The organism is Thioclava sp. SK-1 (assembly GCF_001705665.1).
Taxonomy (GTDB): Bacteria; Pseudomonadota; Alphaproteobacteria; order Rhodobacterales; family Rhodobacteraceae; genus Thioclava.
Genome location: NZ_MDHA01000032.1, coordinates 1 through 19,214, shown reverse-complemented (window position 1 = coordinate 19,214; position 19,214 = coordinate 1). Strand labels below are relative to the sequence as shown.

20 protein-coding genes, 2 pseudogenes and 2 other annotated features are annotated in these 19,214 nt (G+C 54.7%); of the genes and pseudogenes, 14 read left to right on the top strand and 8 right to left on the bottom strand.

All coding sequences use genetic code 11. The features are described 5' to 3' along the window. Nucleotides 1-95 precede the first annotated feature (95 nt). The 5 genes from BFP70_RS06235 (at nucleotide 96) to BFP70_RS06215 (ending at nucleotide 4,966) form a co-directional block, all read left to right on the top strand. Nucleotides 96-539: a tripartite tricarboxylate transporter TctB family protein gene (locus BFP70_RS06235; protein WP_066010509.1), complete on the top strand. Its 444-nt coding sequence runs from the start codon at nucleotides 96-98 to the stop codon at nucleotides 537-539. A 37-nt stretch (nucleotides 540-576) separates the two neighbouring features. Further along, nucleotides 577-1,530, top strand: a complete 954-nt coding sequence (locus BFP70_RS06230) for a tripartite tricarboxylate transporter substrate binding protein (protein ID WP_066010508.1) — start codon at nucleotides 577-579, stop codon at nucleotides 1,528-1,530. Nucleotides 1,531-1,613: 83 nt separating this feature from the next. Next, complete coding sequence (locus BFP70_RS06225) at nucleotides 1,614-3,098, top strand: tripartite tricarboxylate transporter permease (protein ID WP_066010507.1); 1,485 nt, start codon at nucleotides 1,614-1,616, stop codon at nucleotides 3,096-3,098. A 27-nt stretch (nucleotides 3,099-3,125) separates the two neighbouring features. Beyond that, the gene (locus tag BFP70_RS06220) at nucleotides 3,126-4,010 is read left to right on the top strand and encodes a dihydrodipicolinate synthase family protein (protein WP_066010506.1); all 885 of its coding nucleotides are present in this window, start codon (nucleotides 3,126-3,128) and stop codon (nucleotides 4,008-4,010) included. Continuing rightward, on the top strand, nucleotides 4,007-4,966 hold the full coding sequence (locus BFP70_RS06215) for a phosphoglycerate dehydrogenase (RefSeq protein ID WP_066010505.1): 960 nt from the start codon (nucleotides 4,007-4,009) through the stop codon (nucleotides 4,964-4,966). The genes BFP70_RS06220 and BFP70_RS06215 overlap by 4 nt, the downstream gene beginning before the upstream one ends. Nucleotides 4,967-5,006: 40 nt before the next feature. On the opposite strand, the gene BFP70_RS06210 is transcribed toward BFP70_RS06215, so the two are convergent. The 3 genes from BFP70_RS06210 to aroQ all read right to left on the bottom strand — a co-directional run bounded on the left by BFP70_RS06210 (nucleotide 5,007) and on the right by aroQ (nucleotide 7,653). Then, nucleotides 5,007-6,032: a polysaccharide biosynthesis/export family protein gene (locus BFP70_RS06210; protein ID WP_255356622.1), complete on the bottom strand. Its 1,026-nt coding sequence runs from the start codon at nucleotides 6,030-6,032 to the stop codon at nucleotides 5,007-5,009. A 190-nt stretch (nucleotides 6,033-6,222) separates the two neighbouring features. Further along, nucleotides 6,223-7,152 carry an AEC family transporter gene (locus tag BFP70_RS06205; protein WP_066010504.1) on the bottom strand — a complete coding sequence of 310 codons (930 nt, stop codon included), beginning with the start codon at nucleotides 7,150-7,152 and terminating at the stop codon, nucleotides 6,223-6,225. Between the two features lie 57 nt (nucleotides 7,153-7,209). Next, nucleotides 7,210-7,653: a type II 3-dehydroquinate dehydratase gene (gene aroQ, locus BFP70_RS06200; protein ID WP_066010503.1), complete on the bottom strand. Its 444-nt coding sequence runs from the start codon at nucleotides 7,651-7,653 to the stop codon at nucleotides 7,210-7,212. 165 nt (nucleotides 7,654-7,818) lie between these two features. On the opposite strand from aroQ, the gene BFP70_RS06195 reads away from it, so the two are divergent. Continuing rightward, nucleotides 7,819-8,931, top strand: coding sequence for an aminodeoxychorismate synthase component I (locus BFP70_RS06195; RefSeq protein WP_066010502.1), 1,113 nt, complete (start codon nucleotides 7,819-7,821; stop codon nucleotides 8,929-8,931). Beyond that, nucleotides 8,928-9,551, top strand: coding sequence for an aminotransferase class IV (locus tag BFP70_RS06190; RefSeq protein ID WP_066010501.1), 624 nt, complete (start codon nucleotides 8,928-8,930; stop codon nucleotides 9,549-9,551). Before BFP70_RS06195 ends, BFP70_RS06190 begins: the two co-directional genes overlap by 4 nt. On the opposite strand, the gene fliP is transcribed toward BFP70_RS06190, so the two are convergent. Genes fliP through fliF form a run of 4 tightly spaced genes read right to left on the bottom strand, consistent with a single transcriptional unit; the run spans nucleotide 9,548 to nucleotide 12,825 of the window. Beyond that, on the bottom strand, nucleotides 9,548-10,282 hold the full coding sequence (fliP, locus tag BFP70_RS06185; RefSeq protein ID WP_066010500.1) for a flagellar type III secretion system pore protein FliP: 735 nt from the start codon (nucleotides 10,280-10,282) through the stop codon (nucleotides 9,548-9,550). The two genes, BFP70_RS06190 and fliP, sit on opposite strands and share 4 nt — an antisense overlap. A gap of 2 nt (nucleotides 10,283-10,284) precedes the next feature. After that, nucleotides 10,285-10,563: a FliM/FliN family flagellar motor C-terminal domain-containing protein gene (locus BFP70_RS06180; RefSeq protein ID WP_066010499.1), complete on the bottom strand. Its 279-nt coding sequence runs from the start codon at nucleotides 10,561-10,563 to the stop codon at nucleotides 10,285-10,287. Further along, complete coding sequence (locus tag BFP70_RS06175; RefSeq protein WP_066010922.1) at nucleotides 10,556-11,140, bottom strand: hypothetical protein; 585 nt, start codon at nucleotides 11,138-11,140, stop codon at nucleotides 10,556-10,558. Before BFP70_RS06175 ends, BFP70_RS06180 begins: the two co-directional genes overlap by 8 nt. An 8-nt stretch (nucleotides 11,141-11,148) precedes the next feature. Then, the gene (gene fliF, locus BFP70_RS06170) at nucleotides 11,149-12,825 is read right to left on the bottom strand and encodes a flagellar basal-body MS-ring/collar protein FliF (protein ID WP_066010498.1); all 1,677 of its coding nucleotides are present in this window, start codon (nucleotides 12,823-12,825) and stop codon (nucleotides 11,149-11,151) included. A 77-nt stretch (nucleotides 12,826-12,902) separates the two neighbouring features. Between fliF and fliL the strand changes: the two genes are divergently transcribed. From fliL to BFP70_RS06145, 5 genes are all read left to right on the top strand, one after another. Continuing rightward, on the top strand, nucleotides 12,903-13,397 hold the full coding sequence (fliL, locus tag BFP70_RS06165; RefSeq protein WP_066010497.1) for a flagellar basal body-associated protein FliL: 495 nt from the start codon (nucleotides 12,903-12,905) through the stop codon (nucleotides 13,395-13,397). 12 nt (nucleotides 13,398-13,409) lie between these two features. After that, nucleotides 13,410-13,772 (top strand): hypothetical protein, encoded by a 363-nt coding sequence (locus BFP70_RS06160; RefSeq protein ID WP_066010496.1) that lies wholly within the window; start codon nucleotides 13,410-13,412, stop codon nucleotides 13,770-13,772. Continuing rightward, nucleotides 13,769-14,416 carry a MotE family protein gene (locus BFP70_RS06155; RefSeq protein WP_255356621.1) on the top strand — a complete coding sequence of 216 codons (648 nt, stop codon included), beginning with the start codon at nucleotides 13,769-13,771 and terminating at the stop codon, nucleotides 14,414-14,416. Before BFP70_RS06160 ends, BFP70_RS06155 begins: the two co-directional genes overlap by 4 nt. Before the next feature lie 63 nt (nucleotides 14,417-14,479). Further along, on the top strand, nucleotides 14,480-15,349 hold the full coding sequence (gene motA / locus BFP70_RS06150) for a flagellar motor stator protein MotA (RefSeq protein ID WP_066010495.1): 870 nt from the start codon (nucleotides 14,480-14,482) through the stop codon (nucleotides 15,347-15,349). Further along, nucleotides 15,346-17,712, top strand: a complete 2,367-nt coding sequence (locus BFP70_RS06145) for a hypothetical protein (protein ID WP_066010494.1) — start codon at nucleotides 15,346-15,348, stop codon at nucleotides 17,710-17,712. Before motA ends, BFP70_RS06145 begins: the two co-directional genes overlap by 4 nt. A gap of 387 nt (nucleotides 17,713-18,099) precedes the next feature. Beyond that, nucleotides 18,100-18,206, bottom strand: a sequence feature (AL1L pseudoknot). Here BFP70_RS06145 and BFP70_RS21365 read toward each other — a convergent pair. Further along, a pseudogene (locus BFP70_RS21365) lies at nucleotides 18,141-18,367 on the bottom strand (IS3 family transposase); the annotation flags it as partial. Its footprint overlaps the feature before it by 66 nt. 51 nt (nucleotides 18,368-18,418) lie before the next feature. On the opposite strand from BFP70_RS21365, the pseudogene BFP70_RS21565 reads away from it, so the two are divergent. Both BFP70_RS21565 and BFP70_RS20670 read left to right on the top strand, forming a co-directional pair. Continuing rightward, nucleotides 18,419-18,634: pseudogene (locus BFP70_RS21565) on the top strand (transposase); the annotation flags it as partial. An 80-nt stretch (nucleotides 18,635-18,714) separates the two neighbouring features. Then, nucleotides 18,715-18,839 (top strand) — a sequence feature (AL1L pseudoknot). Next, nucleotides 18,822-19,214 (top strand): IS3 family transposase (locus BFP70_RS20670; protein WP_141693123.1); only part of this gene is annotated, 393 nt, incomplete at its 3' end. Its footprint overlaps the feature before it by 18 nt.

The following is a 19,214-nucleotide window of genomic DNA, read 5'->3' as shown; positions in this document are numbered from 1 at the left end:
CGGCAATATCTGCCGGAATATCAACAATCATATTGACAAGATAACCAATAAACCGCAAACCAGCATACAAGATCATATATCAGGACAGGATCAAAATGCTTGAACGCAAAGGCGACATCTGGATCGGTTGCGGCCTCTTGGCGTTTTGCGCCTTTGCCGCCTGGCGCTCAACAATGGTTAAATCCGTGTCGGCCGGGACATCTGCAGGACCAACATTCGTGCCTTGGCTGATGATCGCTGGCATCGCAATTTTGGCGCTTGCGTTGGTTATTCGTGCCTTGCGATCGCAAGACCTGTCCCGCGTGGATCTGCCCGAAAAAGCGGTTTTCATCAAAATGGCCGCGCTGGCTGTATTGATGGTGGCCTATGCTGCGGCATTCATGGCCATCGGGTATCTACCCGCCACACTGACCGTTTTTGTCATCGGCCTGTGGCTGTTTGACGAGCGGCGCTGGCTGGTTCTGACGCTTGTCCCAGTGGGAATTACAGGCGTTGTCTATCTTGGTTTTACCGAATTTCTGAACGTCTGGCTGCCCTGAACGGCAGACAAGACATACTCATGAATGGGAGGTTTTCATGAAAAAAATCAGCACACTTGCGGCTGCTGCGGTTGCCTTTGCGACCCCTGCCTTGGCCGATTATCCAGAACGCCCTATCCAAATTATCGTGCCATATTCCGCCGGAGGCAGCACCGATCTTTCAATCCGTTTGGTTGCTGAAAGCCTTGAAAAACATATGGATGGGGCGACAGTTGTGGTGCGCAACCAACCCGGCGGCGGCGGCACAATCGGCACGTCCGCCGCCTTGCATGGGCGCCCTGACGGCTATGTTCTGGGGGCCGCGGCGCAAGGGCCGCTTGGCCTCGCGCCCCATTTGGGTGGCACTGATTACACATTGGCGGATGCCGATTTCATCGGCCTGTTCGCACGCTCACTTCAGGTGCTTGTAGCCTGTGCAGATGCGCCATTTTCTGATTTTGACACGATGATCAGCTATGCGCAAACCACGCCGGTTCAGGTGGGCAATTCCGGCGCGGGTGGTGCCAACCACATTTCGGCAGAAGCCTTCGCCAAGGCCGCCGATATTCAAGTTGAAAGCATCCCCTACCCCGGGTCAGCGGATGCGCGCACTGCCTGTGTGGGCGGGCATATTGATGCGATGGTCGCCTCCCCCGCTGAGGCGCTAGCCGCTTCGCAGGCGGGTCAAATGACACCAATTTTCGTGATGGAAGACGCCCGTATTGATCTGTTCCCAGATGTGCCCACGGCCGTTGAAAAAGGTGTGGATTTCACCTGGTCGTCGTGGAAAGGGCTTATCGCACCCAAAGGAATTGACGCCGCGATATTGGCCAGCCTACGCAGCGCCGTTGAACAAGTGGCAACAGATCCAGAATTTGTAAAAAAGATGACGGATATGGGTGAGTTGGTGACCTATGAAGACGCCGACACATTTGCCCAACGCGCGGCACATGACAGCGAAACCGCCGCCGGCACGATCGAAGATCTTGGCATGACCGGCATGAACAACTGACCCCTAGGCCCCACCCAATCGGGCGGGGCCAAATGTGCTTACGCAGCCCACGACAAGCTGCCCTGAAAAAGATACGGCCACCAATGGAATTCGCCTCTTATCTGCTTCCTTTGTTTCAGCTGAATGTGATTGGCGCGATTGCGCTTGGCACATTGGGCGGTTTGATCGTGGGCGCGCTGCCCGGTTTAACGGCCACGATGGGCGTTGCGCTGCTGATCCCACTGACATTTGGCATGACGCCCGTAATGGGCCTGAATATGCTGATCGGGATCTATATCGGCGGGATTTATGGTGGCTGCGTCTCTGCGATTTTGTTGCGCACGCCGGGAACGCCGGCCTCTGCTGCCACCGTGCTGGACGGCTATCCCATGGCCGCGCGCGGCGAGGCCGGTAAAGCCCTTGGCATGGCCACGATTGCATCCACAATCGGGGGGCTGTTTGCCGCTGTGGTTTTGGCCACTCTTGCGCCGCAACTTGCCGGAATAGCGTTGAAATTCGGTGCTCCAGAATATTTCGCGCTGGCGTTTTTTGGCCTGACCATTATCGCATCCTTATCCGGCGATATCTTGAAAGGTGTGCTGTCAGGCATGGTCGGCATCTTGATCGCCTGCGTAGGCGCGGATCCGATTTCCGGCGTCTTACGCTATACGTTTGGGGTGTCAGGATTTGCCTCGGGCTTTGCCTTTACTCCTGCACTAATTGGACTTTTCGCTTTGTCAGAAGTGTTTACCCAGATGGAACGTCTGGCGCTTGACCCCGGTCGGGCCATGCCCGTGACAGGGCGCTGGCCATCGCGCCAGGATATGTCCGAGAGCAAAGGCGGGCTTATCCGTGGTTCACTTATCGGTACGATCATCGGCATTATTCCAGGAACTGGTTCGGGCACGGCCTCTTGGATCGCTTATAATGAGACACGCCGGTCGTCAAAGCAGCCGCACAAATTCGGCACAGGCTATGCGCCCGGGATCGCCGCAACTGAAAGCGCGAATAATGCCGTTTGCGCCGCCGCATTGATCCCGCTTTTGGCGCTTGGCATTCCCGGCGATGTTGTCACCGCCGTTTTGATGGGGGGGCTGATGATCCAAGGGCTGGCACCGGGGCCGATGCTGTTCCAAACCAATCCTGACGTGATCGTTGGGATCTTTGGCGGCACGTTTCTTGCCACGATCTTCATGTTTATCTTTGGCATGCTGTTAATTCCGCTGTTCTCGCGCATCCTTTTGATCCCACGCCATATCCTTGCCGTCTCTATCGTCATTTTCTGTTTTATCGGGGCGTTCGCGATCAATCTGAACGCGGTTGATTTATATACGATGGTCGGTTTTGGCGTGCTGGGATGGGGCATGCAGAAATTCGGCTTTTCGCAGCCCGCGGTTTGTATCGCGCTGATCCTTGGCCCAATGATGGAATCCAACCTGCGCCGTGGATTGCTGCAAACCGGGGATGACGTGCTGGCCTTTGTGTCGGGACCGATCACCTTGCTTTTCCTTGGGCTGGCGGTTCTGTCGCTGGTCTGGCCGCTGATTGCCGCCCGGATTGCGCGCAACGTCACCTTGCCCTCTGAATAATACACCCTTTGAACGAACGGACAAATCATGACCCGGAACGCACATGTCGCCCTTGTCACTTGTTTCAACGAAGATGAAACCGTCAATTATCATGCCACGCGTGCGCAGGTGCGCCGTCAGGTTGCTGCAGGCAATGACCTGATGGTATGTGGCACCAATGGTGATTTTTCGGCCCTGACACATGATGAGAAAATTCGCCTGTGTGAAGAGGTAATGGATGAGGTCGCAGGCAAGGTGAAGGTGATCGCCAATATAGGCTGTCCCGCGACCTATGAAACATTGCAACTTGCGAAAGCTGTGGATGGGTTGGGGATGCATGGCACCGCCGTGATCACGCCCTATTTCATCGCCTGCACGCAAGACGGGCTGATCCGGCATTTCACCACGATTGCCGATGCGGTTCAAACCCCGGTCTATCTGTATGACATCCCGGCGCGCACGCAAAACCACATTGAACCCGAAACGGCAAAGGTTCTGGCGAAACACGGAAATATTGCTGGCATCAAGGATTCAGGTGGCTCGACCGAAACGGTGAAAGACTATCTGGCGGTCGCGCAAGAGGTTGGAAACTTTGAGGTCTACTGCGCGCCCGATCATCTGGTGTTATGGGGGCTGCAAGAGGGATGTGCCGGCGTTGTATCGGGCCTTGGCAATGTCGCGCCGCAGATCCTGGCTGATATTATCAACGGGTTTAACAGCGGCGATATGGCTGCGGCCACCACCGCACAAGAGCAATTCGCCGGGCTGCGCAAGGATCTATATGCGCTTGGCTTCCCGCCCGCATTGGTCAAACGCGCCCTATATATGAATGACCCGTCTGTTGGGATGTCGCGCCAGCCTGCGCTTTTGCCCGATGCCGCACAAGATGCCCAGATCGCGCAGATCCTAACCGCACGGGGCCTGAAAGAATGACAGTTGTTGTCACCACATCGCCGGGGTTCGGAAAACACGGGCGTGTCCCAGAAAAAATCGCAGAACTAGGTTGGGAACTGCTGCGCGCCGATGATCCGGCGCTGCCCGACGGGGGGCTATCAAAGCATATTGCGCGGGCCGAATATCTGGTGGTCGGTCTGGTCCCTGTCACAGCGCAGACGTTAGCGGCGGCCACTTCTTTGAAGGGCGTTTTGAAGCATGGCGTGGGGGTCGATAATATCGACATTGCCGCCTGTAGCGCGGCTGGACTTCCGGTCACCAACACGCCCGGCGCAAATGCCGACGCGGTGGCTGAGCTGGCGGTAGGGTTGCTGTTCTCACTTGCACGGATGATCCCCCAAGGGCACGGATGCGTGACGCGTGGCGACTGGAACCGCCGTGTAGGCACGCAGCTCGGCGGCAAGGTTCTGGGAATTGTCGGGCTGGGAACGATTGGCAAACGTTTGGCCAAATTGGCCCGCGGGATTGGCATGTCTGTCATTGCCACCGACACATATGAAGATGCGGCCTTCGTCGCCGAACATGATATTCGCTACCTGCCGTTGCCAAAACTTTTGGCCAAGGCCGATTATGTGTCACTGCATGTGTTCGGTGGGGCGGATAATGCCGCGCTGATCAATGCTCACACGCTGGCACAGATGAAACCTGGTGCGCGATTGATCAATCTGGCGCGTGGCGAAGTGGTCGATCTGGATGCCGTTTCCGATGCGCTGATATCTGGCCAACTGGGCGGCGTGGCAATTGACGCCTACGTTACAGAACCGCCAGACACCCGCCATCCGGCGTTCGCCCATCCTAACGCGATTTTTACCCCGCATTCGGGGGCCGATACGAAGGAAGCAGCGGAAAACGTCGGCTTGATGGTGATCGAAGATATCCAATCACTGATCGCCGGGCAGACCCCCGCGCGTGCTTTGAACGCCAAAGATCTGTAATATAGCCCCCCGGGCGCATTTCGCGCGCCGGGGGCTACGCTCAATTCAGGTTGTTACTGATACCCACCAAAGAGCCCAACAGGCCAAAGATCGTGCGCACGCTGGCCACAGGGGATTCCGTCGACAGCACAGTGTCACCGGGGTAAATCGGGAATTTCCGTGCTGCAAACAAACCATCGGCTGAGGTCAGGTCGAAGACGAACACGGCCTCTGTCTTTTGCGGCCCAGCCTCATCGAAGCTCAGCTGATCGGGCGTATACTCGCGCAGCACCAAGACCCCTTTCGGATCGGCTCGGGCGTCATTCAGCCCGCCGATCAATGTCATCGCTTCCATCACGCTGACATCATCACGCGGAAAGGTCACGCTGGTTTCCTGTCCGCTGGCACCCAAAGCGGTGAAGAAGCGCGCATCTTCTTCCACGATAATACGGTCGCCGCCGGTCACCAAAGCATCGAAAGAAGCCTCTGAGAACAGACGGTCGGTGCGGATTTCATAGGTGTTTCGCCCACGGATCAGACGCAAAACCGGGTTGTTCAGCGATGGCGAAACACCACCTGCCTCTGATAGAACGGCCAGAACCGTGCTGTTGCGATCCAATAACGGATATTGCCCGGGCTTGCCCACGCCAGACACGACATTCACTGCATTTTGCCGCCCCGGCGTGACGGACAACTGCACCTGAGGCGAGGCCACAAACTCTGTCAAAGCTTTCTCTACCCGTGCCCGCGCGGCGGCGGCTGTCAGGCCAGCAACGCGCACCTCTCCGACATAAGGCACAAAGACGGCGCCGCCGCTTGTTACCTGCAGTCCTGTGATGCTGGCGTCGGGCGCCGCCGGACCGCTTAGCAAAGGAGTTTCGCTATTGTCCCAAATCCGCAGGGTGATCAGATCCCCCGTGCGGATCAAGCCAGAGCTGGAGCCCTGACCCGCGGGCAACCACCCATGCCCGTCCGACCCGCTGGTATCAGGCCAGGCGCGCAGCGCGTTGATATTATCATGGCTGACCCGGACCACCTGAAACGGAGCATTTTCGTCACCCGAAGATGCCAGAACCTCGCGGGACATGCCCGCGCCACGGGGCAACGAACAGGCCGCGGTCCCTAAAATACAAAAAAGAATGGCGCTGATGCGGGCAGCTCGCGTCATGGTCATCATAGGTAAATCCGTCAAGAACTCTGGCCACCTTGTCTAAAGACCCAACCCCCATCTTCACAAGCAAAATCCGGATTTTCCGCCAAGGTTCCTTGCAGAGGTATCACCCTAAATGGCCCGATAGCAGCAAAAGGCCCGATATGGTCACGAAGGACAGCACAGTCGCCGCAATCAAAGAGGTGGCCGCGACATCTTCGCGCCCGAACCTCGACCCAAACAACATATAGGTTGCCATCATCGGCAAAGCCGCATTTACCACCCCCGCCAACATCAGTGGCTCTGGCAGCGTGCCAATCGCAAGCATGGCAAAAAATGTCATCAGCGGATGGCCAATCAGCTTACCCAAAGTGACCCGTACCACACCCCAACGCTGGGCATTCGCCCGCAGCTCTGCCACCGCGCCGCCGATGGTCAACAGCGCGATCGGCGCCGCAACCGGGGCCATGATTTCCAATACACGTCGCGGCACGGCAGGAATATCCCAACCGGTAAATGACCACACCACCCCCGCCGCCGCGGCAATCAGGATCGGGTTTCGGATTACCCCGCGCAACAGCCCGCTAAGTTTCGACCATGACACCCCCGCAGAAGCCTCGATCACCATCACCGAAAACGGGATCATCAAAAGGTTCTCGATCAAGATCGCCACGGCAAAGTTTTGCAAGGCAACCTCTGGTCCCACCACCATCGTAATGATCGGCAAGCCAAGGAATGCAGAGTTTGAGGCAGACGCGCCCATTCCCTCAAATGCTGCGACGCCATGTTCTTTGCCCGCCAGCTTGGCCATGACATAGGCCAAACCATAACTGAGTAAGGAGCCCAGCGCATAGGCGAGGATGAAATCGAAACGCAACACCTCACCGCCCGGGCTGGATCCAATGGCAAGGAACACAACGGCGGGCAAGAACAGGCTTAGCACCAGCCGGCCGGTTGCCCGCAGATCACCGCCCTTCACATAGCCCAAACGCACCGTCAAAAAGCCGATCCCGATCACCAGATAAATCGGTAGCAACAGTCGGATAATCTCGATCATGGGCGGTCTTTCAGCATGGGAGTGAAGATGAAGTCAGGGCCCAAGCGCGGCTGCGTCTTAACCCTTGGTCAGCAATGTGCAGATCCGCTTGACGCAAAAGCCATACCCTTCGATGCCGAACCCGGCCAACACACCCTCCGCGCGCGGTGAGATAAAGGAATGATGGCGGAACGCTTCGCGCTTATGCACATTCGAGATGTGGCATTCCATCACCGGGCCTTCAAACGTGTTTAACGCATCAAAAATCGCGGCCGAGGTATGTGTATACGCGCCAGCATTGATGACAATGCCACAGGCTTTTTCGCGCGCGTCATGGATCTGGTCGACCATGCCGCCTTCGTAATTGGATTGAAACAACGCTACGTCAAAGCCTTCAGCCTTGGCCACTTTGGCACACAGCGCTTCAACATCCGCCAGCGTCTCATGGCCATAGATCTCTGGCTGGCGCTTCCCCAAAAGATTTAGATTGGGTCCATTGAGGATATAGATCAGACGGCTCATTTCACTCTCCAAAGGTTGCCACCAGGGCATCTTACGTCGTCTATTGTGTATCCCAGCCGCAAACCAATTGCGAGAGGCCGCATTCGCGCTTGACCTTCGCACAGGAGGTCGCAATTTTCGCGCCACCTCGCATCTTGGCCGGGGCAACTTGACCGGGCATCTATCATGCAGCTGAATTTCGATCACGGGCCGCTTGGAACCGGAACATGCTTTGCCCAGCCGATCGCGCTACTACGGGCCGACACATTGGATGAGGTTGTGCCGGTTTTACACGCCGCGCAAGACGCGCAAAAGGATGGGCATTGGCTGGCAGGGTTTCTAAGCTATGAGGCAGGCTATGCCTTTGTGGACCGTCTGCGCAAGGTGGCACCTAAACCCGGGGATACCCCCTTGGTGCAATTCGGCGTCTATGCCAAACCCGTTGTCCATGAAATGGCGCACCCCGCCGCGGCGTCACTGCAACCGCTGCAGCCAGTCTGGTCACGCGCGCAGTATGCGCCGGCGTTTGATGCGATTAAGGCCAATATCGCGGCTGGGGAGTGCTATCAGATCAACCTGACCTTCCCGCTGACCAGCCAATTGCGTGGCCAGCCCGCGATGCTTGCCAACCATCTGGCGCGGACCGCACCCTTGCAACATGGCGTCACGGTGCAGTGGGATGATATGTGCATCATCTCACGGTCGCCGGAGCTGTTTTTTGAAACTGATGCGAAGGGCATGATCCGAACACGGCCCATGAAAGGGACACGACCACGCGGCCAAGATGCGCCGCAAGATGCCTTGCAACGCGCGGACCTGCTGGCTTCGGAAAAGGACCGCGCGGAGAACCTGATGATCGTGGATCTGCTGCGCAACGATCTGTCTCGCGTGAGTGTCATCGGATCCGTGCGAGTGCCTGATCTGTTCCGGATTGAAACATATCCGACGGTGCATCAGATGGTGTCGACGATCGAAGCCAGGCTGCGTCCCGGCACGACCCTATGCGACATATTTGAAGCGCTGTTTCCGTGCGGCTCGATCACCGGGGCACCCAAAATTCGCGCGATGCAGATCATCCGCGACCTGGAACCGATGCCGCGCGAAATTTACTGCGGCACGATTGGTTGGATCGCCCCCGACGGGCGCAGCAGCTTTAACGTCGCCATCCGTACGCTGACCTGCCGGGGGCCGCAGGTCACATTGAATGTTGGGGGCGGGATAGTGCATGACAGTGCCGTCGACGACGAATATGATGAGGCCGTGTGGAAAACCCTGTTTTTAGAGGCGGTCACCGAATGACACAGCCTAACGATGGCGCATTCCGCATTATTGAAACCATGCGCGGCGGCGCAGACGGCCTGGTTCATCTGGACCGCCATTTGGCCCGGCTGCGCCGAAGCTGTGCGGCCTTCGACATTCAACTGAACGCGCCGTTGCTCGATGACCTGCTGGCCAGTATCCCGCCCAACGGTCTGCGCCGCGTGCGCTTCACCGTGGACCTTAATGGACATATCGACATGATCTGCCCTGAGGTCGCACCCATCACAGGCCCTTGGACAGTTGCGTTGTCGCCCACGCGGTTGAACAGCGCCGATCCCTGGCTGCAAATAAAAACAACCAATCGCGCACTATATGATACCGCTCGCGCCAGCTTGCCTGCGACGATTGATGAGTGGATTTTTGAAAACGAACACGGCGCGCTGTGCGAGGGCACGATCACCAATATATTCGTGCAAAAAGATGGACAGCTGTTAACGCCGCCACGGACCAATGGCCTTTTACCCGGGATCTTGCGCGAGACATTATTGGCGCAAGGAGCCGCGCAAGAAGCGCAGCTTCGGCCCGATGATCTACTTCAGGCCGAAGCGTTTTTTGTTGGGAATTCCCTTCGTGGGCTGATCCCGGCCGTGCTGCGCTAAAAGTAGCTTCGAACCAAGGCGCCCGAAATCAGAACCCAGCCATCGGCCACGACGAAAAAGGCAAGTTTGAACGGTAGCGCCACCACGGCTGGCGGAACCATCATCATACCCATCGACATTAGCACCGCCGAGACGACAAGATCGATGATCAAAAATGGCAAATACACCAAAAAGCCAATTTCAAACGCCCGCGTGACCTCTGATAGCATGAAGGACGGCACGAGTGTCGAAAGCGGGGCTTGTGGAGTTAATCCCGACGCGGCCGTAGGATCTTGCAACACCGCCAAAGACCCAAATGTATCCGCATCCGTGCGCTGTGCCATGAACACTTTAAAAGGCTCTAGCGCTGCCAGAATGGCATCTTTCAATTCGATCTGATTGTTCACCAGCGGTTCAATTCCGGCGCTATAGGCCTCCATGAACACCGGCTCCATGATAAACCATGTCAGGAACAGCGCCAGGCTGATGATCAGCATATTTGGTGGTGCTTGTTGCAACCCGATGGCTTGTCGAAGGATCGACAAAACCGTGACGATGAAAGGAAAGCAGGTGATCATGATCGCAATGCCCGGCGCGAGGCTGAGCAGTGTCACCGCCGAGATCAGCAAAACGGATTGGTTTGCCAGGCTCCCTTCCCCACCTAGATCCAGCGTAATTTCCTGCGCAGCAGCGGGCCCGGCCAAAGTCATTAACGTTAATGCCGCAAGGCTGGCGAAAAAGGCCTGACGCATGGTCAAAGCCCGTTCCGCAGATCGACAACTTCAGTCAGGCGCACACCAAGCTGGCCGGCATGTTCGCCCTGCATCTCGGTCAATTCGCCCCGCGCGATTAGCTTATCTCCGACGTACAGCTCGACCGGATCATCGACGCGGCTATCCAATGGCATCACGGCATCGCGCTGCATCCGCAACAGATCGCGCACCATTGGCCGGGCTTTTCCGACAGAAATAGTGATTTCGATCGGAACCTGCGTGAAAGGGTTCTGCATGTCTTTGTCGTCGGTATCAGCCATGGTTGGCCTCCTGCGGTGCAATGTTGAAGTAACCGTTGATTGCTTCGGCAATCAGCCCGATCATCCCGTCCATATCGATATGAGTTTCTGTTTCGCCAAAGCGCAGATACACCTGCCCTTCGCTTAATGTGTCTTCGGCTTCAAAACGCAGTGGGAGCGCGACCTGCCCTGTCAGCGTTTCTTGCACCTGAGCCAGGCTTACAGGGCTGACAACGACCGTGATCGGCGTATCCCCAAGCTTCTCCGCAATTGGCGTTATCTTTTCCAAGATCATCTGCGGAAGCGAGGCGCGCGCAATTTCGGGCATGACTTTGGCGCACATATCAACCAACAGCGGTTTCATCGCCTCAAGCACATGTTGCCGCGCCTCTTGAAAGGTGAAGGACATCGCTTGCAGGTTTTGGCCCAAATCGGCATGCAGCCGCGCCGTTTCTGCATTTTGGGCCGCAACAGCATCCTCCCAACCTGCCGAATACCCTTTTTCAAAGGCGGTCAGCTTCACCTCTTCCAATTCGGCAACACCAAGGTTCACGCGCTGCGGGGTATGAGCCGGTGAATCAAACGATTCCAATTTCAATCGCTGTATCACGCGCGTTCCTCTTTCTCGTCCATCCAGCTCCGCAAGATTTCAACGGTTTCGCCACGGCGTTCCTCAATCATCCGTTTCAGGCGATCAACGGGATCGGCATCTGCTGCGGCGGAGTCATCGAACGCGTTTCCCATCGCCATCGGAAACCCCATGTCATCATCGGCCCCGAAGCCGCCAACCAAAGGCATATCGCCATCCATGCCATCGTCCTCAGCGATTTCACCGGTCAGCGCGTTGCTGCTGGCCGCCTGGCGTGGTTCAGGTGCTGGCAAGCCAGCCGCCTCTGCTCCACGCTGCGTCAAGATCGGCTTCATAACACCAAGACCAAGAACCAAGGCCACAACGGCCGCCACACCAATTTGGATTAGCTGCATAATATCAAGCGGCGTCCCAAAACCACCGGAGGTGACCTCGGTTCCGGCGACGGCCGTGGGTTCAAACTCCATCGATTGCAAGGTGATCACGTCGCCACGGCTTTCATCCAAACCAACGGCCGAAGACACCAAACTGCGCAATGCATCCAATTCTTCCGCCGGGCGTGGTGCCCATGTTGTTGTGCCATCGGCAGCGGTGGTCGAGATGCCGTTAACCAGCACGGCCACTGTCAATCGTTTCAATGCCCCCGGTTGGCGAACCACTTCACGACGGGTCTCCGATACTTCATAATTAGAGCGCTCGCGTGTTTCGGAATTATTGCTGGAGGATTGCCCCCCACCGGCTGCGTCACCCGCCGGCAGATTGGATGCCACGGTAACATTAGCCGGGTCCTGATCTTCCGAACTGGACGTTTTTTCCTGCGTATCTATCGAAATTGCGATCCGGCTATCGGGATCGATGCGGCGCTCGGTGATCGATTCGCTTTCGGTCAATGTCTCGACGGACACCTCAACGACCGCATTGCCATGGCCGACCCGCGCCTCTAGCAGACGTTCTACGTTGCGCTTCAAATCTGCCGCACGATCGTCTGTCGAGGACGATGCCGGGTTTTCATCAGCTGTCGCAATCAGCCCCGCATTGGCATCAATGATGGATACGTCCTCGGGCTGCATCCCAGCCACGGCGGAAGCGACGAGATATTTGAACGCTTTGGCCTGCTGAGCATTGATTGCACCCCCTGATCCGGTCACAAAAACCGACGCGGTTGATTTTGCGCTGCGGCGAAATGCGTTGTCAGAGCTGACCGCAAGGTGAACCCGCGCACTGCGCACGCTTGGGTTGGCAACAATCGTTCGGGCCAATTCCCCTTCTTTTGCACGCCAATAGGCCGCATCGAACATTTGTGATGTCGTGCCAAACCCGGACATCGAATCAAGCAATTCATAGCCCGCTCCGCCGATCGCGGGCAGACCTTCTGCCGCAAGCGTCATACGCAGTTCGTCGCGGCGCGTAGCCTCCACGTAGATCGAATCGCCCCGCACATCATATGTGACGCCGCGCTGTTCCAGCGCTGTCACAATGTCACCAGATTGCTGGTTCTCTAGCCCCGCATAAAGCAAAGACATGCTCGGTTTCGATGCCATGTTCGAAAGCACTAATACAGCGGCAAATACTACTACCGTCGCCGCCAGTACTATGAACCGGCGTCGGGTATCCATGGTCTGCCAGACGGCCGTTACTTGTTCCAAGACGCAACCTCCATTGAGCGGACTTTCTGCCCTGTCGTCGGAGACCATGTTTCGCCTATCGCCCTTAACAATCGGTTAGTGCCTGACAGCTATGACTCATTTCATCGAAGCAAACGGGTAGCGCGATGGCTGATGTAACCGCAGATGAAATGACAAATGACGATGAGCCGAAGAAAAAGTCGAAACTTCCGCTTATTATTGGCCTGGTGCTGATGTTGGTTGGCGGCGGCGGAAGCTTCTTTGCTGTGTATTCAGGTATGATTCTTGGTGCCGACACGGAAGCAACGTCCGAGCCGGAAGAACCGCCGATGCCGGGCGTGCCCGACATTGCATATGTCCCGTTAGACCCGATGGTAATTTCATTGCCAAATTCTTCCGCAAGGCATCTGCGTTTCACAGCACAGCTGGAGGTTCCCGCGCAGTATCAGGCCGATGTCGAACTTCTTCGTCCACGCGTTCTTGATGTTTTAAACGGATACCTTCGCGCCGTTGGATCACAGCAGTTGGAAGACCCTACAGCCCTGATCACCATGCGCGCGCAGATGCTGAGAAGAATTCAAGTCGTCACAGGCGAGGGTCGCGTTAACGACCTTCTTATTATCGAATTTGTCCTGAATTAAAGGAGAGCTAGAATGGATCTCATCGCGGATATACTGCTTGGAGCAGGCGCCTTTGGCGCAGCCATTTACTGTTATGTGCTGTCGCGCCGACTGAAGAAATTTAATCAGCTTGAAGGTGGCATGGGCGAAGCCATTGCGACTTTGTCAGTCCAGGTCGACGATATGACCAAGGCCTTGACTGCAGCGCAAACCACCGCGAATGGCTCGGCGGAGCAGCTGAAAGCACTTACTGAACGCGCCGAAAAAGGCGCCGAAAAGTTAGAGATCATGCTGGCATCTCTGCACGATCTGCCCGCCGAAGTAGAAACTGACGGTAAACGTCAACGAGTCGTTCGCCGACGCACCCGGACACATGAGATGGAGAGTGCTGAATGACCAAAAAACCGACGAAAAAAGCCAAGGCGCCCTCCCCCGATACAGGAGCGCCCCCGCAAGCCAAGGCGAATAAGAAACGAAGATCATATGGTGCACGAAATAGCCTGCTTATCGTCGCATCGCTGTTAGCGGGGTCGGGAATTTTGCGCCTTGGTGGTGAAGTAGGCTCGGCCTTTGCCTTGGCGGCTGATGCGCCAGAGGCGACGACGACCGCAGCAGACGAATGTACGACGGAGGAAGGTGTTTTCGCGTTGCTGGAGGAAGTACAAAAACGCGAATCCAGAATCACCGAGCGTGAGAGCGTCGTTGCAGAACGCGCCAAGGCACTTGAAGTATTCGAAGAGCGGGTCAATCAGCGCCTGCAAGAAATGAAAATGGCCGAAGAAGAATTATCGCGCACGATCGAAATCGCAGATCGTGGCGCAGAGGATGATGTCGCACGTTTGGTAACGGTTTACGAAAATATGAAACCGAAACAGGCCGTTCCGTTGTTTGAGACAATGGATCCTGAATTTGCAGCAGGGTTCCTGGCCCGAATGCGCCCAGATTCAGCAGCGTTGATCATGGCCGGGTTGATGCCCGATACCGCCTATTCAATCAGCGTTTTAATGGCAGGGCGTAACGCAAATGCACCCAAAAATTAGTCCCGTCAGGGGTTTCGTAACGATGTTATGCAAATTTAGAAGAAACGAAACGGAGCACACCAGATGGTCGGGATTGTAGGTATCGTAATCATCTTTGCGATGGTCTTCGGAGGCTATGTCGCCGCCGGTGGCAAAATGGGAATTATTCTAAAAGCGCTCCCGTTCGAAATGATTATGATTTGCGGCGCAGCTGTAGGTGCGTTTGCTTTGTCCAATGACATGGCATCGATCAAACATACTGTAAAAGATGTTGGCAAGGTATTTAAGGGCCCAAAATGGAAGCCCGAAGATTACCGTGATCTTTTATGTCTGCTGTTCGAAATTATAAAGCTCGCGCGGCAAAACCCCGTCGCAATTGAAGAGCATATCGAAGACCCTGAAAATTCGTCTATATTCAGCAAGTATCCTAAGATCGTTCATGACCACGAAGCGGTTGAAATGATCTGTGATACTATGCGATCGGCATCGATGAACTATGATGACCCTAATCAAGTTGAAGAAATTCTAGAAAAGCAATTAGACGCAAACTTTAAACATGCGTCGCACTCCAGCCATGCAGTTCAAGCGGTTGCTGATGCGATGCCCGCACTTGGCATTGTTGCTGCAGTTTTAGGTGTTATTAAAACAATGGCATCGATTGACCAGCCGCCTGAGGTTCTGGGGAAGATGATCGGCGGGGCACTGGTTGGTACGTTCCTGGGTGTTTTTCTAGCGTATGGATTTATCGGTCCATTTGCCATGCGCATTCAGGCAGTTGTTGATGAAGATTCGCATTTCTACAAGCTGATCAGAGAAGTATTGGTAGCGAACCTACATAACCATGCTACGAATATCTGTATCGAAGTTGGACGACAAAATACACCACATCACATCCGTCCAAGCTTTGGCGAGCTTGAAGAAGCATTAAAAGCCGTTAAATCGGAGGCCGCATGATCAGGTTATCCATAATTGCCGTCGCTGCGTTTTCTAGCGTAGCTGCCGCACAAGAGGTAAATATTTTATCTGGTGAGCATGGGGACTTTACTAGACTAGTCATCATGTTTGCGGATGATCAACAATGGAACCTAGAGAAAACGAGTTTCGGTTATTCTATTACGACTGAAAACAACATCACAGAATATAGAACCGATAGAATATATCCACGTATTGGCCGCAGTCGATATCGCGACGTTCAGCAATTCGGAAGCGGCGGTGCATTAAACATCGCCCTAGAAGATGATATTGATGTCACAACATTCGAACTACGATCTGGGGCACTGGTGATAGATGCAAAAACATCTAACACGCCGATTGATCATCAGGCGTTGCCCGTCGCTGACCTGAGACCCGATGCTCAAAATCCACCGGCGGTATTAGAAACATTGCCACAACACACCCCGGTCATCGAAATTTCTGAAGATGTACAACCGACAGTCACACCGAGCACCGCCCCACCACCTGTCGTATCAATAACTCTGCCTCAGTTAACCCTGGCTACGCCGGATATAAGTGTCTATTGGGATTCAGACAGTCCCGCGCCCACTCAAGAAAGTAAAGCCATAGTGCCCTCGACGGTTGCAAACCCGTTGAGTGACTTGCTTAAGAAACCTGACAGCAGAGTTTCAATCGCCGAGGAGGAGCTACTGCGCCAATTGGGCCGCGCGGCGTCTCAAGGGCTGGTAAAGTTTGACATGCCCACGACGGGGTCGAAGCCGACGGTTTCCACAAATTTGAGCATACCAGAGCCCGAACCCGTTCTAGACGACCACTTAGCCGTTCACTCCGAAACGGTGATCGACAGAGATTCCTCCTCACTCGCGAGCGCAATAGAAAATTTATCGGGTAGGGCCTCTTGTCTACCCGATCAGTTATTTTCGCTGAGGGACTGGGAAAAAGAAGGGGATGCGTTCGAAATGATCTCAAACGCGCGCCGGTCTTTGGTCGGCGAGTTTGATAAACCTAACACGAATAGCGCCTTAGAGCTTGCGCAGATTTATCTCGCATTTGGCTTCGGCGTTGAGGCGCGAGCGACCGTTGATGCGTTTTCGCTCACCAATAGAAACTCAGATGTTGTGCGTTATCTAGCCGGAATACTAGAGCAATCAGCCGCGGATGATAAGTTAGAAATTGTGCAAATGGCAGGGTGTGATAGTGACGTCGCACTTTGGGCACTATTAGGTTCAGATATAATAGACGATCCGAAAGCTGTAAACGTTAAGGCAATAGCGCGCGCATTTTCTGACCTTCCTATGACGGTTAGGAAGCAGATTAGCGTTCCCCTTACGAAAAAGCTTCTATCCATTGAAGCGGGCGCCACGGCAACATCCATTCAACATGCTCTTGCGCGAGGCGAGCTTAGTCAGAGCAACGAGTCAAGATTGATCAACGCAACCATCAACCAAGAAATACTTTCAGCTAACACGACGTCCGACACTCTGAACTCAATTGTTTCTCATGATTCTGAACTAACGCCGGATGCGATATTGCTAACTGTCGAAACGGCTTATCGCGACGGCCAATCAGTTGATGGGTTGGTCATTGAAAACGCGGTTGCGTTAGCCAACGAATTGAAACCCAGCATTGAATCTGACAAGCTACTTCGCGCGGCAGCTTTGGGATATGCGGCAAATGAAGAACTGCCTGAAGCAATGCGCATGTTAAAGAATTGGCCAGCTAAAGCGAACATCTCTATCAAGGATGAAACTGCTGTTGACATTTACACAAAAATAAAAAACATCATAGATAATAATGATTTTTTATCATTTTATTTTAAAAATAAGAACGACATAAAGTTCAACCTCATGCCTGATAAAGATCTTATGGCGAATGCTGAACGCTTGCTGGATCTTGGCTTCGTGTCTGACGCACGTATATTGTTGTCTAGCACAAAACAAAAAGATGATGATTATAATATTCTAATGGCGAAATCATCAATACTACAAGGAGACGCCCCCTCGGCACTTTCATTCTTGCAAGACCTTCCTGGACCGGCTGCGGAAAAATTACGTGGAATGGCCTTCGGCTACCTTGGAGAGGACAAATCTGCAATGGAGTCATATTCACTGTCTAGCGATGAAGATAGAGAAGCAGAACATGCGTTTCAGGCAGGTATTTGGAAAGAGAATACGGACACGAATAATCTTCCTAGAAATACCTTCTCTGAGGTATTCTTCGACCAAACAAGCGAACCACAAATCGACATGGAGAATAACCCCATTTCGTCTGCTAAGAGCATTCTAGAAACAACCAGCCGGGAAGTGGAATCTTTCAACATATTAAATTCTGCATTAAAAAACAGCGACCGACTGATGCGATAGCATTGGAAATACATGCTTGTGACTTTTCATAAAGTTTATTACTAGCCTCAAAAGACCCGGCAGTAAGTCGTTTTCCGGACTATCTTTGGGAAACGACCTCCACCACTTCAAGGGAAAATCCACGGTTTATGATGCCGGTGCAGTTCTAAATTTTGACGTCTCCCAGTCAGGTAATGCCAATGTTCGGACGGTCGCTGTCGTAAGTTTAGAGCGATCGTGTGGCGTGATCTTGGTGACCGCCCCCTGCTTGTCCCTCATTCATAGTGAGAGCCTGCAAGTTGAATTTGGGTATTGGGCTTCGCCGTCTGGCGCAAGAGTGCCGGGTGCTGGCCCTCAAATTGTGCAAGCGTTCAGCGCGCTTGCTGTAGTGTCTGGTCGGCCCGAGAAGAATGCGGCCGGACCGCAGGGTCGGATCGGCTCGACCCCGTGTGGGCTGCGATGAAACCCGCCATCACGTCGACCGGCGGTCGAGCTCCGCCATCGCAAAATATGCGCTCGCCTTGCGCAAGATTTCGTTGGCCTGCCGAAGCTCCCGGTTCTCCCGCTCAAGCGCCTTCAGCCGCTCAGCCATGTCTGTCAGGATGCAAGCGCACTTGCCGATGTTGACCTCGGCCTTCTTGACCCTATCATTCAGCGTTTGCGGCGCGCAGGCAATTGAACCGCCCCGGGTTTACCGGAAGGCAAAACTCTCGGAGGAGAGCCCTTTATGGAACAGTCACACAACAAGAAGACCTCGAAGCGGTATTCACCTGAGTTCCGCGAACGTGCGGTGCGGTTGGCGATGGAACATTGCGATGAATATCGTAGCGATGCTGCTTTATTCTCAGTGATCACAAGCAAATTGGGCTGTTCGCCAGACAGTCGTCGCACTTGGGTCCGCCAGGCCCAGCGTGATGGCGGCGAACGGCCAGGCCAACCCAATGACGAGAAAGTGCGGATCGAGGAGTTGGAGCGCGAGGTGCGCGAACTTCGGCAGGCCAATGAAATCCTGAAGAAAGCATCAGCGTATTTTGCCCAGGCGGAGCTCGACCGCCAATTTCGCAAGGTTCGCCCCGAACGCTTTCATTGAAGAACATCGCGCTGAGTTCGGGGTCGAGCCGATGTGCAAAATGCTGCAAATCGCCCAGTCCACCTATTATGAACGGCACGCCATCGCGCGTGATCCTGATCGAGCTTCATCCCGGGCGAAATCTGACGCTGATCTGTGCATCAAGATCAATGCCGCCTGGGAAGATAACCGCAAGCTCTATGGCGCGCGGAAGATCTGGCATGTCTTACTGCGCGACAATTACGAGATCGCACCATGCACGGTGGAGCGGTTAATGCGTAATTTTGGCATCAAAGGCGTAAGCGTTCGCTGGCCCTCACCTTTTGCCCGCTTGTCTGACCTGCGATGCCATGTCCGATGGAGATCGGTGCAGGGGTTTCGCGATGGTGACTACGTTGGAGTTTCTCCGGGATTACGGGGTGGAGATAAGGACCAACGGACAGCGACGCTGGCC